Source organism: Nostoc sp. UCD121 (genome assembly GCF_014222285.1).
Lineage (GTDB): Bacteria > Cyanobacteriota > Cyanobacteriia > Cyanobacteriales > Nostocaceae > Nostoc.
In genome coordinates, this window is sequence record NZ_JACKZS010000091.1 from 12961 (window position 1) to 28698 (window position 15738).

The 15738-nt window shown below is 40.5% G+C and carries 15 protein-coding genes; 3 read left to right on the top strand and 12 right to left on the bottom strand.

What is annotated here, in order from left to right:
• Positions 1 to 150: 150 nt before the first annotated feature.
• Positions 151 to 1356: an AIPR family protein gene (locus GNF10_RS19555; RefSeq protein WP_185586618.1), complete on the bottom strand. Its 1206-nt coding sequence runs from the start codon at positions 1354 to 1356 to the stop codon at positions 151 to 153.
• 488 nt (positions 1357 to 1844) lie between these two features.
• Here GNF10_RS19555 and GNF10_RS19560 point away from each other — a divergent pair, with 488 nt between their 5' ends.
• The gene (locus tag GNF10_RS19560; RefSeq protein ID WP_185586619.1) at positions 1845 to 2441 is read left to right on the top strand and encodes a peroxiredoxin-like family protein; all 597 of its coding nucleotides are present in this window, start codon (positions 1845 to 1847) and stop codon (positions 2439 to 2441) included.
• A gap of 420 nt (positions 2442 to 2861) precedes the next feature.
• Positions 2862 to 3353 (top strand): peptide-methionine (S)-S-oxide reductase MsrA, encoded by a 492-nt coding sequence (gene msrA, locus GNF10_RS19565; protein ID WP_185584459.1) that lies wholly within the window; start codon positions 2862 to 2864, stop codon positions 3351 to 3353.
• A gap of 49 nt (positions 3354 to 3402) precedes the next feature.
• Here the strand turns inward: msrA (GNF10_RS19565) and msrA (GNF10_RS19570) are convergent, their stop codons facing one another.
• The 4 genes from msrA (GNF10_RS19570) to GNF10_RS19585 form a co-directional block, all read right to left on the bottom strand.
• A complete protein-coding gene (gene msrA / locus GNF10_RS19570; RefSeq protein ID WP_185584457.1) occupies positions 3403 to 4080 on the bottom strand; it encodes a peptide-methionine (S)-S-oxide reductase MsrA in 678 nt (225 codons plus the stop codon).
• Positions 4081 to 4202: 122 nt separating this feature from the next.
• Positions 4203 to 5219 carry an L-histidine N(alpha)-methyltransferase gene (gene egtD, locus GNF10_RS19575; RefSeq protein ID WP_185584455.1) on the bottom strand — a complete coding sequence of 339 codons (1017 nt, stop codon included), beginning with the start codon at positions 5217 to 5219 and terminating at the stop codon, positions 4203 to 4205.
• A gap of 103 nt (positions 5220 to 5322) precedes the next feature.
• A complete protein-coding gene (locus GNF10_RS19580; protein WP_185584466.1) occupies positions 5323 to 8031 on the bottom strand; it encodes a glucosidase in 2709 nt (902 codons plus the stop codon).
• A 205-nt stretch (positions 8032 to 8236) separates the two neighbouring features.
• Entirely contained in the window at positions 8237 to 8821 is a 585-nt protein-coding gene (locus GNF10_RS19585) for a TetR/AcrR family transcriptional regulator (RefSeq protein ID WP_185584453.1), read from the bottom strand.
• A gap of 139 nt (positions 8822 to 8960) precedes the next feature.
• Between GNF10_RS19585 and GNF10_RS19590 the strand changes: the two genes are divergently transcribed.
• On the top strand, positions 8961 to 9464 hold the full coding sequence (locus GNF10_RS19590) for an N-acetyltransferase (RefSeq protein ID WP_185584450.1): 504 nt from the start codon (positions 8961 to 8963) through the stop codon (positions 9462 to 9464).
• A 113-nt stretch (positions 9465 to 9577) separates the two neighbouring features.
• On the opposite strand, the gene GNF10_RS19595 is transcribed toward GNF10_RS19590, so the two are convergent.
• The 7 genes from GNF10_RS19595 to GNF10_RS19625 form a co-directional block, all read right to left on the bottom strand.
• Positions 9578 to 10228: an MOSC domain-containing protein gene (locus GNF10_RS19595; RefSeq protein ID WP_221643750.1), complete on the bottom strand. Its 651-nt coding sequence runs from the start codon at positions 10226 to 10228 to the stop codon at positions 9578 to 9580.
• 86 nt (positions 10229 to 10314) lie between these two features.
• Positions 10315 to 11634 (bottom strand): 2Fe-2S iron-sulfur cluster-binding protein, encoded by a 1320-nt coding sequence (locus tag GNF10_RS19600; protein WP_185584448.1) that lies wholly within the window; start codon positions 11632 to 11634, stop codon positions 10315 to 10317.
• A gap of 141 nt (positions 11635 to 11775) precedes the next feature.
• Positions 11776 to 12261 (bottom strand): cupin domain-containing protein, encoded by a 486-nt coding sequence (locus tag GNF10_RS19605; protein WP_185584446.1) that lies wholly within the window; start codon positions 12259 to 12261, stop codon positions 11776 to 11778.
• Between the two features lie 32 nt (positions 12262 to 12293).
• Positions 12294 to 13124, bottom strand: coding sequence for an MIP/aquaporin family protein (locus tag GNF10_RS19610; RefSeq protein WP_221644649.1), 831 nt, complete (start codon positions 13122 to 13124; stop codon positions 12294 to 12296).
• Positions 13125 to 13441: 317 nt separating this feature from the next.
• Complete coding sequence (locus GNF10_RS19615) at positions 13442 to 14155, bottom strand: NADPH-dependent FMN reductase (RefSeq protein ID WP_185584444.1); 714 nt, start codon at positions 14153 to 14155, stop codon at positions 13442 to 13444.
• A 12-nt stretch (positions 14156 to 14167) separates the two neighbouring features.
• Positions 14168 to 14965 (bottom strand): SDR family NAD(P)-dependent oxidoreductase, encoded by a 798-nt coding sequence (locus GNF10_RS19620; protein WP_185584442.1) that lies wholly within the window; start codon positions 14963 to 14965, stop codon positions 14168 to 14170.
• Between the two features lie 43 nt (positions 14966 to 15008).
• Positions 15009 to 15539, bottom strand: a complete 531-nt coding sequence (locus tag GNF10_RS19625) for a DM13 domain-containing protein (protein WP_185584441.1) — start codon at positions 15537 to 15539, stop codon at positions 15009 to 15011.
• Positions 15540 to 15738 lie beyond the last annotated feature (199 nt).

The window sequence follows — 15738 nt, forward strand, 5'->3', positions numbered from 1 at the left end:
GGCATAGCTACGCTTAACGCGCAGCGTCTCGTAGAGAATAAATTCGCCTGCGCCTTTCTGCCATGCTTTCAAGCACCGGGTGTCCCCGCAGCAGAACACTTGGTGTAGTTCACCTGACTTGAAATCTGCTGTAATTATTTAGTGGAGATTTTAGCCTTGTGTGAGCGTTAATTCTTCACGCTTGGCGGAATTGACAATTTTCACCAAATGCTGATTGAGATAACTTTGGGCCGAAATGTACAGACTTTCCCAAATTTCTTGATTGCGACAAATTTTAGTCCCCACTGTATTTCCTGCTGTTTTCTCCGATATCAAGTATTTACGGTAATAGTTAACCCACAGGTGTTGGAGAAAGTTTTCGGCAAATTCCTCAAAAGGAATAATCCAGTTATAGTCTTGGTCTAGGAATACCCGATAGGATGCAATTATGGGTAGTGCCAGGTCAGTTGGCGCACCAAACCCAAACGAGTACTTGCTATCGGGAAGCAAGGTACTTTTGCGTGTATCAATTGATGCTAAATCGTTGACACCCTTTCTTCTGGGGTTGCTGATATGTTCTTGGATGATTTCGTACAGTCTTTGTTCTATCCACAAAGCTTTGGGAAGTAGAGGCAGTAAAAGAGTTAATCTTTCCCTCTCAGTGTCTGTGATTTGGCTTGGGGTATTCGTACCTGTAGGGTGCTTGCTTCGTTTATTGCCGTCGGGATTGTATCTATTTCTGTCGAGGCAGTTTAGAAGCTTGAACAAGTGGTTAACATTACACTGGGCATTTCTAGGAGCGCCGCTTTGGTTTTGGTAATAGGCTATTCTAAATTTTCTATCTTCTTTCTGTTCTAACTGGGCTAAATACTGCTTGATAAATTTGTAATCTCCCCTGGCGTTGACTTTGGAGCGAGAATCCACTGGCGATGTGGTATTTGAGGCGAGGGCTATATCTTTAGCTTCCTCTTCCTGGAGGCCGATGTGGATGGTAACTTTGACTCTGGCTTGGGTTAGGTCATATTTGTAATTTTTAGCTTGCTCAAATGCTAAAACTGTATGACCTCCGTTGATAATGCCATCGCTACCCCCCTCGCTAGCTTCTAAGACTTCTAGCTCCAGTTCGGTTTTGTTTTTGCTGGGCTTAACTTTATTCGCTGACAGAACGATTCCACTGTGACGAGAGAAGAATTTTTCTGGTTGAGTCGTCACAGAGTCAAAGATTTGTCGGTATGTCGCACTTTTGCGGTTGGGTTCCCGTATGTTGGGTTCTAGGGGTAGGTTTGTGGGAAACGTGTCCACATGGGCGGTGGCGATGATGCAATTGGGGTTTGCATGGAAATAGTTGTCTACTTTAATAATCCAGTTTTTCGGCATGGGTGGTTTCTGCATCTTAGCGATACATTCTCAATTATTCTTCTCGTGGGAAGAAGCTCGCGCTTAAAGATTATATTTCGTAATTTATGTCTAAAGTTGTTGCAGTTGACTGGCAACGTCTGAACAGCTGGCGGCAGTCCCCTTATTTTAATTGAACAGCGCGATCGCTTCAGTTTCAAGCCTTTATTGTACGAACTACTAAGCGGCGAATTGCACGATTATACTCTCTCTGCAAACGATATGTAAAACCATTGAAGAGATGATGCGATGACCTACGGTCGGTGTAGGTAATCACCTTATTGAACTGATGGCTTAACGTGTATAAAAACAACATGAATAGTAGATGATAATTATCCCTCAGAAGCTAAAGCAATTATCCCAGTAATGCAAATCCAAGGGTCTACTTTTCTTATTTCAGTAAATTCACTGCAACAGTATTTCTCTAGAAAGGTACATAAAAGTATAAGTTAACTTTCAGGAAAATTACGATGAATTTTACAGAGTCTCTCAAAAATGAGCTGATATCTTCAGGTATAATTGAACAAGCTTTAAAGGTAGGAGATATTATTCCTAATTTCATTCTACCTAATGCTTTCAGCCAAGCAGTAGAATTACAAAAACTACTAGTTAGTGGCCCTGTAGTTATTTCCTTTTTTCGAGGTTCTTGGTGTCCTTTCTGTAACTTGGAACTAGCAGGACTCCAACAAGCATTACCTGCAATTAAAACATTAGGAGCATCAATAATTGCTATTTCACCTCAAACTACTCGTCATACCATATCAACTGTAGAAAAACATGAACTAACTTATGAAGTATTGAGCGATCGCAGCAATATGATTGCTCGTCAATTTGGAATTGTGTTTCAAATCCCGGAGTATCTAAGACCTATATTAGAGTCAAAGGGTCATGTGTTACCTAGATACAATGGAGATGAGTCTTTTGAACTACCTATTCCAGCTACATTTGTAGTCGGTCGAGACGGAAAAATCGTTTATGCTTTTGTTGATGCAGATTATACTAAACGGTTAGACCCAATTGAAATAGTGAGTATTCTACGAAATATTCCTATAGTTAGCAAAAGTTAGTACAGTATGGCGTAAATAAACCACCCATTCAAAATCAATACAACTCTTGGAGAGGCTACGCCCTAAGCGTAGCTATGCCGCAGGCTTTACGGCAAGCTCAGTAACCATGAAACGCTTATGCTGCATACCTATTTGAATTTTGTTAGCGAGTCCGCGTACTCTGTAAGAGTTGCAAGCTATGCGAACGTAGAGAGCGTCATTTTTAATTCTGCCCTGCGGTACTAGTATATTAATTTTAGATTTCACCATTTTTTACAATTCTTAGATAATATTCAGCTTCATATCATACTCGTATCAGGATAATCTGTAATTCTAATAATTAAAATAAATCAGGCAGTATTTATAAAATATTTGCTTATAAAGTATCTGTCTGATTTGATGAGTTTCATTTAAAATTATCACAAAATAGTTGTCAAAGATATGCAAAATGCTAATCTACAAAAAGCGACATTTGGAGCAGGCTGTTTCTGGGGAGTTGAAGCAGCATTTCGTCAACTAAAAGGAGTAACTTCTACAGCAGTTGGTTACAGTGGCGGACACTTTGATAATCCAACCTACGAAGATGTCTGTAGAGGAAAAACTGGACATGCTGAGGTAGTGGAAGTCGAATACGATCCGGCAATAGTATCTTATGATGAACTGCTAAATGTGTTTTGGAATAAGCACAATCCCACAGCATCAAACCATCAGGAGCTAGATGTTGGTTATCAATATCGGTCTGTGATATTTTTCCACACTCCAGAGCAGGAATTATTAGCAAGAGCCTCCAAGGAGCAGCTTGAAAATAGTTCTCGTTATCACAAAAAGCCAATTGTGACAGAGATTGTACCTGCATCACAATTCTATAGAGCAGAAGAGTATCATCAGCAATATCTGGAGAAGCATGGACGAGCATCTTACAGGATAGGCTAATCTTTCACCGGATTGAGGGGATCTTAAAAGCCGAATGCTGCAAATCCCCTTACTTGCTATACATATCAGGGAACTTGGCTTGAAGTTTAGCCAGCTTCGGCAAGTCATTCACTACCACATAGCGATCGCTCGGGTGATGCACTATATAATTCTGATGGTATGCCGCAGCCTGATAAAAACCTTTCAAAGGATCTAATTCTGTCACAATCGGCTTGTCGAAGATTCGCGATTTTTTGAGTTGAGCGATATATTTTTGTGCAGCCTGTTCCTGCTCATCGTTAGCAAAAAAGATCGCCGAACGATATTGCTTGCCTAAGTCTGGGCCTTGTCGATTTAGCTCTGTCGGGTCATGGGCTACCAAAAAGTAGACTTTTAGAAGCTGATTATATGATATTTTTGATGGATCGTAAGTGATTTTTACGGATTCAGCATGATTAGTTAATCCAGCACTGACAAGTGTGTAGTCTGCGGTTCTTGCATCGCCTCCAGAAAAGCCAGAAACGACATCAGAAACACCTTTGAGATGCTCAAAAACTGCTTCCATTCCCCAGTAGCACCCACCAGCGAAAACCGCTACTTGCTTTCCCTGCGGTGCAGCATTCGAGATATCAGTGGCGGGAGCAGAAAGTATCACACGAGATGCACTGTATAGGAGTACAACAGTCAGCGAAATGATGGACAAGTTGCGTAATAACTGGCGGGAGAGAGTAAAGTTATGAATTGACATAAGGTTGTGAACTGCTTTATTTAATAGACGAAGAACCGAGTTTATTCAGCTATTTTGTCATTAGATAGCAATCTTCAAACTCAACTCGGCGATAAAAACTTTCGGCAGAAGTATTTTTCTGCTTATAGATATTCATGAGTGGTAGGCTGACGTTGGCATAATATTAACCCGAACCAACCTTGAGGATCTGACCAGATTTGTAATGGCTGGAGTGCATGATTCTCTAAAACAGAAACTAAAGTTGGTAGATGAAACTTGCGGGATATTTCGGTACGAATTGTTTCCCCAGATTGGAGAGAAACTTGATAATCCAAAGCTTCTAGGACTGCTGTTTGATTTTTAAGACTTCGTAGATGCATTTCAATTTGGTGAGCTACTGGGTTGTAAAAAGCCCAATGTTCAAATTGGTTTACTTCAAAATTACCTTGAAAGCGTCGATTGAGATGGTGCAAAATATTTAGATTAAAAGCTGCTGTTATAGATTGGGAATCATTATAAGCTGCCTCGATAATTTCTATTGGTTTTTGCAAATCCACCCCAAACAAAAAGAATTCTCCAGGTTTCAATGCTCGTTGAATTTGAGTGAGAAAGTCGCTGCATTCTTGCTCATCTAAATTCCCTAGCGTACTCCCCAAAAAAATTAACATTCGATTCTCAAATTCAGCAGGTGGAAGCTGTGCTAGCGCTTGTTCGTAAGTTCCTGCCAAACCGCAAAGTTTTAATTTCGGGTACTGATGAAGTAAATCTAAAGCAGTAGTTTGAAGAATACCGGCACTAACATCAATGGGAAAATATTGCAGTTCTTGTTGAAATTGACTGTACGCATCTAACAACAGGCGAGTTTTGCGAGAACTACCACTACCTAGCTCTATCAAGGTACATAAACCTGTCATTTGGGCGATTTCTAGGGCAGATGTTTCTAAAATTGCTTGCTCGGTGCGAGTTGGATAGTATTCTGGCAGTTCACAAATCTGCTCAAATAGTTCTGAACCTTGGTCATCGTATAAGTAACGGCATGGTAAGGTTTTAGGTTGATTGTTTAGTCCTTGAATAATATCTGTGTCTTCCTGAATTGATAGCTGATATGAATGTAAATTAATCCAGCGAAAGCGAGAATCTTCTTTTGGTTGAATCCTCAATTTATTGCTCTCCTTAATTTCTTTTTGTATTGAGGCATAGAAAAACTGTAGATGCAGACTTATAGCCCAATCTACTATTATGAAAGCAGTGATTTAAGGAAATTTATGCTATAGCGATCGCCTTTTTATCCTGCTCAATTTTTGGTTCCTGATGTTGTGCTTCATATTCACCAAATTGCTGAATAAGTTGAGCAACTAAACCTGTCCATCCAGTTTGATGACTAGCGCCAATTCCGGCTCCGTTATCACCATGAAAATACTCATGGAATAAAATCAAATTTTGCCAGTGCGGATCATTTTGAAACTTCTGTATCCCACCATAAACAGGACGTTGACCAGAGGCATTTTGCAAGAAAATTCTAGTTAACCTTTGAGATAATTCACATGAAACTTCCCAAAGTGTCATCATCTTACCAGAACCTGTGGGACATTCCACTTTGAAATCATCGCCCAGGTAATAATAGAATTTTTGCAGAGATTCAATTAGTAAGAAATTCACCGGAAACCAAATAGGGCCGCGCCAGTTAGAATTACCACCAAATAAACCACTGCTAGATTCAGCAGGTTCATAATCTACACGAAATTGTGAACCATTGACATCAAAAGTATAGGGATGTTCAGCATGAAATCTGGAAACTGCACGAATACCGTAGGGGCTAAAAAACTCACTTTCATCGAGCATTTTTTGCAGAATATTTCTTAATTTATCCCGTGAAACAATTGCTAATAATCTTCTAGCACCAATTCCTTTTGTTTCCATACAAGCTACATTTTGCCGCAAGTCAGGACGGTTTTGGATAAACCATTCCAGCCGCTTTTTGAAGCCAGGGAGCATCTTTAAGGTTTCTGGTTCAATGCTTTCAATCGCAAATAGGGGGATTAATCCCACCATTGACCGGACTTTTAAGGTAATCTGCTGTTCATGTAAATGTAGAACATCGTAGTAAAATCCATCTGATTCATTCCACAAACTGGCTTCCATTTCGCCAATTTTATTCATCGCATCAGCTATGTAGAGAAAATGCTCAAAGAACTTGGTGGCAATGTCTTCATAAACAGGATTAGTCTTAGCTAATTCTAGAGCGATCGCTAACATATTTAAACAGTACATTCCCATCCAGCTAGTACCATCAGATTGGTCTATATGTCCACCAGTAGGAAGGGCTGCACTGCGGTCAAATACGCCAATATTATCTAATCCTAGAAATCCTCCTTGAAAGACATTATTACCTTCAGCATCCTTACGATTTACCCACCAAGTAAAATTGAGCATCAGCTTTTGAAAAACCCGTTCTAAAAACTGTCGGTCTGTTCGCCCGTAAATCTTCTGTTCAATCTTATAAATGCGCCAAGTTGCCCAAGCATGAACAGGGGGATTAACATCACCAAATGCCCACTCATAAGCAGGGATTTGCCCATTAGGATGCATATACCATTCCCGTGTGAGAACATCCAATTGGTACTTAGCAAAATCTGGGTCAATCATTGCCAAAGGAATAGTATGGAATGCTAAATCCCAAGCTGCAAACCAGGGATATTCCCACTTATCAGGCATAGAGAGAATATCTTCATTGTAGAGATGGAACCATTCTTGATTTCTACCATTTTGCCTTTCTGTTGGGGGTGTTGGTGTGTTGCGATCACCTTTCAACCAATCCTCTACAATATAGTGATAAAATTGCTTGCTCCACAGCATCCCAGCAAATGCTTGTCGTTGCACATTTCGCATATCTTCACTGAGAGGATATGGAGTAATACGTTGATAAAATTCCTCAGCTTCTTGTTGTCGCTTACTAAAAATTTCCTCAAATTCTTTACCAAATGGCTCAACTAAATTGGCTGCATTACTGAGCCGCAATTTGATAGTTTTAGTTTCATTTGCTTCAACTGTTAACACATAATTAGCAGATGCTTTTGTCCCATTTTTATCGGGATTAACTGCTGATGTTTGACCATTTACGATGTAGTCATTAATGCCATCTTTCACATAAGCCAAGGTATTGGGAGAACCAAATAATCGCTGATAATTTGTCTCGTTGTCTGTAAAGAGAACCTCTGTTGCTTCCTGACAATACAACCACCTATTTCCTAAACTTGGGTGAGATGCTTCAATGATATTGAAGCTACGATCTGATTTAATCTCTTTTAAAGTAGGTTTATCTGCATCTCCATTCCAACACCAAGTATTGCGAAACCAGAGGGTAGGTAACAGGTGCAATGTCTTAGCTTCTGTACCTCTGTTGACTATTGCTATTTGAATGAGAATATCTTCAGCAGAATGCTTGGCATACTCTACAAAAACATCAAAGTAGCGATTATCATCAAATACGCCTGTATCTAGCAGTTCAAATTCTGGCTCTTGACGATTTCGGCGTTGATTTTCTGCAACTAATTGAGAGTAGGGAAAGGCTATTTGAGGATATTTATATAGCGCTTTCATATATGAATGTGTGGGGGTGCTGTCTAAATAAAAGTAATATTCCTTAACATCTTCACCATGATTACCTTCACTACCAGTTAGACCAAAAATTCTTTCTTTGAGAATAGAATCTTCACCATTCCAAAGAGCAATCGCAAAACAAAGGCGTTGATGATTATCAGAAATCCCAAAAATTCCATCTTCACCCCAACGGTAAGCGCGAGAACGGGCTTGATCGTGGGTGAAATAGTCCCAGGCTGTACCGTTGGGGCTGTAGTCTTCGCGTACTGTTCCCCATTGGCGATCGCTTAAATAAGGCCCCCATCTGCGCCAATGGGCTATGTGATTTTGGGCTTCTGCTAATCTGATTTCTTCTTGGGTTGGAGTTGTCATCATCTCACCCTCTGCATATCTGCACTTTATTTTAATTAATTTGCTATGTTGAGTATCACGTTTTTATCAAAGATGGGGCTGATATTTTGATTAAAATTTGCTAGGTGAATTGATAAATAAAAATCTAGGATAAACTCAAGAAAAATTTATATTAATTTTTATTATCAAAATCAACTATTGTTTGATACCATCTGCCCGTTGGTGTTCAAGATGATGCAAGCATTGCATTGATATGTCGCCGCACAAGATATTTTTGTTGATCTGCGGAGAACTGCTCAGGAAAAATGACAACACCAGTGCCAATGCCATCCACTAGGGCGATGAGTGCATTGGCTTCGAGGGTTAAATCAAGATCGGCTCGAATCACCAAGGCTTTTTGTAAGTCAGCTAACTCTTGACAAATAATCTGCCGTAAAAAGTCATAGCGTTTTCGGTGCTCCTGAACAAGGCGATCGCGCCCGATAGAATAGCCCAAAAATGCCACCCAAACCTTCCAATCAGCTTTGTCAATGTCCTCCAGAGGCAGAGCCACAAAAATCATCTGTGCTAGTCTGTCAATTCCTTGCCGTCCCTCGGCACAGGTTTTCATGTCCTCTAGGACGTTTTCAAACACCTGTTCCAGAGCAAATAGGGTAAGTTCTTCTTTATCTCGAAAGTAATGGGTAACAACCCCAGTCGAAGAGCCAAGTTCTTGCGCGATCGCCCGCATACTCGCACGATCCAATCCTTCACGGACAATCACCCGCCATGCCGCTTTAGCGACTTCAATACGGCGATCGTCATAACTCATAGCTCTCCTCGGTTTACAGCAACATGAAACAAGTATCTTGACATCTTATCACAACAGTTGTTATGTTTTATGTAACATAACAACTGTTGTGATATTTCCTTCAGAGGCTAACCTGTTTTACACACACACGGAGTTTGCGATGATTCGACCGACCATACCCAATGACACAACCGCGCTGATTGCCTTAGCCGATGCAACCGGACTGTTCCAACCGAACCAACTTCAGGAGCTTGGCGAAATGCTGTCCGATTACTTCGGTAGTAGCAGCGACAGCGATTCTCTACCAGACGGCAAAGCCGAACGCTTTTGGATTACCGACGACGACAACGGGGCGGTGGGGGTTGCTTACTGTGAGATGGAACGGATGACTGATGAGACGTGGAATTTACAGTTGATTGCTATCCGACCCGACCGCCAAGGACAAGGACGTGGTGCAACCCTGCTACGCTACGTTGAGCAAACATTGATGGCGCGCGGCGGGCGTGTGCTGCTGGTGGAAACTTCGGGTACGCCGGACTTTGAGCGCACGCGAGCTTTCTACCGCAAGTGCGGTTATGAAGAGGAAGCACGGATACGCGACTTCTATCAAGCGGGCGCTGACAAAATCGTTTACCTTAAGGCGCTGTCTGCTCAGGAGCAGTAAACTTCCGAAAGATGCGATCGCTGTGACAGATTAATCTCCTACATAACTGTGGAAAAATAAAATAATTTATACAGAGAATGGGTTACAGCTTTATTTTCTAACATTAATAAAATTCATCTTTTAAACTTTTCAATTTGCTGCTGAAAATAGTCTCGCCAACCTGTAGGTAAAGCCTCAACTTGTACGGCGCGATGTAAGAGTTCTAAGTCGTGTGTTTCCCGTGCATAAAGTCGGGTGATATCAGCAACAGTGACATTATTTGAGTCTCGACTGATTAACGACAAAGTATCACCATTTCCTACTTTACCCTCTTGCAGCACCGAAAAGTAGAACCCAGTTAGGCGGCTATCTAGAAACTGTTTAACTATATCAGCACGTCCAAACTTGATTCCCAATTTATAACAAGGCATTCGAGGTTGAGTCACCATTACCTCTGCGCTACCAATCTGGAAGCAATCGCCAATATTAATCTCATCCTCTAACAGCCCAACTGTGGTAAAGTTTTCACCAAACATTCCCCAGGGCAAATCCATGTCAGGTAACTTGCGCCGCCAATAGTCATAATGCTCGAATGGATAAGCATAAACAGCTTTGTCTTTCCCTCCGTGGACACTCAAATCAGCTTGTCTATCCCCATCTAAGTTGAGGGTTCGCATCATCACTTGTCCCTCAACTGGTTCTTTAAAAATCCCAGTTGGAACTGTTTTGCCCTTCCAAAGTACTTCACGGGGAAGTCCTACGTTGACTGAGATAACTTGCACCATTTCATATCTCCTCTAATAAAGTTTTGTACCGATATTAAGCCTGATAGATAATATGCTTGATATTACTTGATTATTAGAGGAATTTATTAAATATCCAACACCAATTTTGCCGTTCCAGGTTGAGAAATACAAATCAACACCGAACCCTTATCAGTTGTTGCAGTTGGTTCTTCTTGGTAAGCAACTACACCTTCGTGGATTTTACACATACAAGTACCGCAAACACCTACACGACAACTAAAAGGTGGATTAATATCATTGGCTTCGGCAAATTCTAGGATAGTGCCATCATTAGGTTGCCATGTCAAAGTTTTGCCAGATTTTGCAAAGACAATTTCTGCAAATGTCTCATCTCCAGTTGCCGTTTGAGTTTGTTTCTCAGACACACTTTTCATCAGTTTACCGAAAGATTCAAAGAATATTCTACTGTCAGGTACTCCCGATTCTTTTAAACCTTGCATTATAGACTGCATAAAAGATGGAGAACCACACAAAAAATACTCAGCTTCTTGTCTTACTAACTCTTGAATGAGAGTAGCATCAACATAACCAACACTGTGGTATTTACCTCTATCTTCAGGTGTAGGACGACTATAGCGAAAATGCACATTCAGATTATGATTTTGTCGAGAAATTTCCCTCACTTCATCTCGAAAAGCATGAAAATTCCCGTCTCTAGCACCATGTACAAACCAAATAGGACGAGTAGGATTAAGAAGACTACAAGCCTTCGCCATACTAATCATTGGCGTAATTCCCACACCATTGCTAATCAAGACTGCGGGGATAGACTTCTGCACATCTAAAACAAATTTACCGTTTGGTGGTTTCGCTGGAATTACTGAACCTTCCTGAATGCGATCGTGCATAAAATTAGATGCTATACCGGGCATAACATCTAATCCATTCGGTGCAGGTTCGCGCTTAATTGAGAGGCGATAGTATTCACAGGTTTCAGGATAATCTGAAAGTGAGTAAGTACGAATTACAGGCTTATTCTGTCCAGGTATATCAAGTTTGATGCTTAAAAATTGACCTGGTTGAAAGTTGGGAATTTGCCCTTTATCTTCAGGTTGTAAATAGAAAGAGGTAATTTCTTCACTCTCCTTTATCTTACGAACAACAACAAAATTGCGCCAATCTTGCCAAACATGACTATCTGATGCTTTGAAGTCTGGAGTAGATTTGTTTCCACTTGCTTTGCTTGTATAAACTAAGCCAAATACTGCACCACTAGCTACTCCAAACAGTGAGGAATAAACACCAAATTGATAGGCAGATTTAGCTTTGGCATTGGTTACACCAATTACAACAGCAGCAGATAAGGTGATTACTGAACCAACTGTAGCTGCTGCGGCTATACTTCTGACTAATGGATTCTTAATTCTTCCCAGACTTTCTAGCATCGTTGTTTCCTGTCTAATACTTTTAGTGATGTTGGACTATATCTGCGAAGATTAGACATCTCCAGAAATTAATTATGCGTTACCTGAAACCCTTGTAGAGACGTTGCATTGCAACGTCTCTACATTCATTTTCGGAGATGTCTATTCAGTAGGTGGAGGAATAATTTCAAGACCATACCTCGGAGCAGCAGCCAAAACTTTTTCGATGTCTGCGGGAGTGACAATAGGTGATGAAATCCTCTCTGAAACTGGCACACCTATTTCTATAAAAAACTTCTCTAACCCTGCCGGCGTTACCCAGCACAACAATTTTGCTGGCTCTAAACTGATGTTTGTAAACCTGTGAAGTTGACCTTTAGGAGAATGGAGAAAGGTTCCAGGAGTTGCTAAAATTATTAGCTCATCAAGCTGAAATTCTAATTCTCCCTCTTGAACATAAAAAGCTTCATCTTCGTAACTATGTATATGGGGAGGTGTACCACTTTGTGGTTGAACGATAATTTCAACTAGAGCGTAGGCTTGACTAGTATCTTCACCTACTGCCTTGAAAGTGTATAAATCTCCAAGCACCCAATAAGAAGAACCTTGTCCTGGTTGCTGTAATATTCCTTGGAGATTAACTGTCATGGTGATTTCCTCGTTATCATTTACTGTATTGATTATGGATTAGGTAACTTGTCGCTTAACAACCATCTTTTATCTACTTCTGGGTGACGATAGCCACAGCGAAAGATACAGCGTTTGTTGTTGTGGTGATGTAGTTTAGCGCATCTTACAGCCCTTTTTCCTTTCAGCCTGATATAAAGTTCGGCTGCTAAGAGCATCCCTAAAAGTGGTGCGGTGAAATAAACCCAGATGGCTGTCCAATTGTGAGATGGAATTGCTGATGCTAGAGTACGGGCTGGGTTCATGCTCGTACCTGACAATGGTGCTTCTACCGTGATGTAAGTTGCAATCATTACTCCTGCAAATATGCCTGTAAATGGTGATAGTTTGGGGGTATTGGATGCAAATAAAATCATCAGCATTACTCCAAAAGAAATCACCAGTTCAGCAAAAAATGCCACACCTGCACCACCCGCACCAGGAATTGTGACAATATAATTTATAGATGGATTGGTAACTGCATCTCTAAACACCACCACAGTAAACAGCAATCCTAGTAATCCACCTATAAAGTGAGCCAGGATGTAAAAAATAACATCCCACGGTTGAATTTTGCCGAGACGAAAGAAAGTGAAGGTGACAACCGGATTGAGATGTGCGCCTGATTGTTTACCCCAAGGAGAATAAATAATACAAATAGCGATTAATCCCATCGCCACGCCAATGATAAACCGTCGTAAAAGTGGATCGGAAATTGCTTGTGGAATTGGTGAAGCTGGATGTTCTAACAAGGTAGTCACCACCACCGCAGAAATCAGAAATATCCCCAGTCCCGCAGCTTCCATCAAGTATTCTGGATAATGTTTCCGTAGTGTCTGCATCATAATAATTCGTAATTCGTAATTACTTACTATTACTCTCAATAGTTCCAAGGTAGTAGGGTGCGTTATGAATATTAGTCCTAACGTACTGAAAATCTTGGATTGTGCATAAGAGAGTGGCATAATTACAAAACTTTATTGATTTTCCCGGTTTTCTAAGGGGCTATAACATCGATTCAGTATTCAGAGTTATGATGAAAAAGCTCGGTTTCTTTGGGTTGTAACAAGGAAAATTTGGTTTTAAAAGGCGTAAAAATTGGATGTCTCAGTCTCGTTTTTTATTACTGAATCGGTGTTCTAGAAGAAAGCAAAATTGCAACTTAAGTAACTGGGGTAGCTTTCACTTCACCAGTCTGGGCATTACGACTTACTTGCAGGACGGTATCCATTGCATCTGCACCCATCCGAGCAGCTATTTCTGGGCAGGGTTTACTGGCATAGGTGTTAACTTGGATACTATCTTTCTTCTCCAAGCTGACTTTTTCTCGCCCATATTTCAGGACAGTTGACATCCAAACTAATTCGTCCATAAACCTTTCCATACGACGAATGTAGGTTGGTTTGTCAATCAAATTACCCGACTCATCAAATAGTTTTTGAACGTTGCTAAAGTTGAGGTCGTAGAAAATAGTCATTAGCCCCAACTCCCGCATCACAGGTAAAAGGTTTTGGATTACCCTTGTACCACCAAAGGGGCCTGCGGAAACGCCACACAGCCCAACTGCTTTATGAATGTATTCTTTAAGGCAGGTGTCAAGTATGTGTTTGAGTAAACCTGGATAACCGTGGTTATACTCTGGTGCAACGATAATTAATCCATCTGCCCGTTCCATTGTTGCAGAAAACTGAGGGTCTTTGAGTGGTTCACCTGCATCATCATTAGCGATCGCTATATTTCTAATATCGATCAGTTCCGTTTCTAAGCGATCGCGTGCTGCAACCTGCTCAACGATAAATTTAGCAACGTGTTCACTCTGGCGACCTTGACGAGAAGTACCAAGGATAACTGGAATAAATAAGGATGAATCTGACATAATTTTTTCTCCCTACTGTTCTTGATAGTTCCAAAGTAGTCCACCATCCACAAAGAAAGTGCTACCTGTAATGTAGTCAGCATCATCAGAAGCCAGAAACGCCACTAAAGAAGCAACATCTTGCGGTTGACCCAAGCGACCAAGCGGAATATTTTTTAATAGCGCACTCAACTTTTCTGGGTCATTCAACAGCTTAGTATTAATCGGAGTTTCTATTGCTCCTGGCGCAACATTATTAATTGTGATCCCCAAAGCACCCAACTCAACAGCTAAGTTACGAGCAAGCATTTTCATTCCGCCTTTGCTAGCACAGTAAGCTGTGAAATTGGGAAATGGTAATTCTTCATGCACCGAACTAATATTAATAATTTTTCCCGTTCTTTTAGTTTCAATCAGGTGTTGTACAAAGGCTTGAGTGGCAAAGAAAACACCTTTTAAATTGACATTCATTACAGCATCGTAATCTGCTTCTGTGACATCCCAAAATGGTGCGTGTTTTTCAATGCCAGCATTATTTACCAAAATATCTAACTTGCCGAAATGGTTAATACTTTCTGCAATCAGTTGACGCACTTCATCAACACTACCCAAATCTGCTTGAAGTGTATAACCATGCGATTTTGGACACTGAGCTATATGACAATTACCACCAATCGCCTCTACTTTTGCTAAAGTATCCTCTGCTCCTTCTGGGTGAGAGCGATAGTTAATTACCACATTTGCCCCTGCTTGGGCTAGACCGAGAACAATTCCCTGTCCAATTCCTTGACTGCTCCCAGTTACTAGGGCAACTTTTCCTTCTAGTTTCATAAACTTTCTCCTGGTGATTGATTTTTAAGTTGTTGGTTAATATTTACTGACTCAAACTAGCAGCGCCAAAAGTAGCATTAAACTTGCGACACCAAATAGCGATGGATTTGTAGTCTGCTAAATTAATGTTTTGAGGAATCGCATAAGTTTGAGCGCCACTATATTTTTGCAACGGAGCTAGGATAAAATAATCTCCGTTTTTTAAAGGATACGATGGTGGCTTAGTTGAATTAATTACGTTATCTGAACGATGCAAAATTACTACTAAATCTGGGCCTGATTCAGAAGTCTTAAATGACTCATCAAGCTCTATAAATGATTTGCCGTCTTTAGTGGTAATACTAACTTTCCCTTGGGTTTTTTGTTCTCCAGAAACAAATGTGCCTGACTTAATAGCAGTTGAATCTGGAGATTGCGCTGAGTTGGCTAACGGTTTCGCCTGAGTTGAAGACACGGGAACAGAGGCATTCACAGCTATAGGATTTTCATTAGCCTGGTTCTTTGAGACTTCGGGGACGCAGCCAACCATAACAAGAGAAGACAAGCCCAGTATTAATAAATATCTTAATTTCATAATTTCAATTCCTCAATGCCTCAATCAGCAATATAGCTGTTGGCTTGAACTTTAAACTGATTATTGCTTAAATAATTTATCTAAGAATTATGAATAGATAAGAATTGATATCTAAAAAACTGATATTTCCCTTAGAAACTTCTTACAGGTTTCTCAGCAAAATTTAAATTTTTAATTTACGGGTGATTAAATTTAAAAA

Coding starts and splice junctions, on each gene's coding strand:
- GNF10_RS19555 (WP_185586618.1), bottom strand. CDS start 1,356: ATGCCGAAAAACTGGATTATTAAAGTAGACAACTATTTCCATGCAAAC.
- GNF10_RS19560 (WP_185586619.1), top strand. CDS start 1,845: ATGAATTTTACAGAGTCTCTCAAAAATGAGCTGATATCTTCAGGTATA.
- msrA (WP_185584459.1), top strand. CDS start 2,862: ATGCAAAATGCTAATCTACAAAAAGCGACATTTGGAGCAGGCTGTTTC.
- msrA (WP_185584457.1), bottom strand. CDS start 4,080: ATGTCAATTCATAACTTTACTCTCTCCCGCCAGTTATTACGCAACTTG.
- GNF10_RS19580 (WP_185584466.1), bottom strand. CDS start 8,031: ATGACAACTCCAACCCAAGAAGAAATCAGATTAGCAGAAGCCCAAAAT.
- GNF10_RS19585 (WP_185584453.1), bottom strand. CDS start 8,821: ATGAGTTATGACGATCGCCGTATTGAAGTCGCTAAAGCGGCATGGCGG.
- GNF10_RS19590 (WP_185584450.1), top strand. CDS start 8,961: ATGATTCGACCGACCATACCCAATGACACAACCGCGCTGATTGCCTTA.
- GNF10_RS19595 (WP_221643750.1), bottom strand. CDS start 10,228: ATGGTGCAAGTTATCTCAGTCAACGTAGGACTTCCCCGTGAAGTACTT.
- GNF10_RS19600 (WP_185584448.1), bottom strand. CDS start 11,634: ATGCTAGAAAGTCTGGGAAGAATTAAGAATCCATTAGTCAGAAGTATA.
- GNF10_RS19605 (WP_185584446.1), bottom strand. CDS start 12,261: ATGACAGTTAATCTCCAAGGAATATTACAGCAACCAGGACAAGGTTCT.
- GNF10_RS19610 (WP_221644649.1), bottom strand. CDS start 13,124: ATGATGCAGACACTACGGAAACATTATCCAGAATACTTGATGGAAGCT.
- GNF10_RS19615 (WP_185584444.1), bottom strand. CDS start 14,155: ATGTCAGATTCATCCTTATTTATTCCAGTTATCCTTGGTACTTCTCGT.
- GNF10_RS19620 (WP_185584442.1), bottom strand. CDS start 14,965: ATGAAACTAGAAGGAAAAGTTGCCCTAGTAACTGGGAGCAGTCAAGGA.
- GNF10_RS19625 (WP_185584441.1), bottom strand. CDS start 15,539: ATGAAATTAAGATATTTATTAATACTGGGCTTGTCTTCTCTTGTTATG.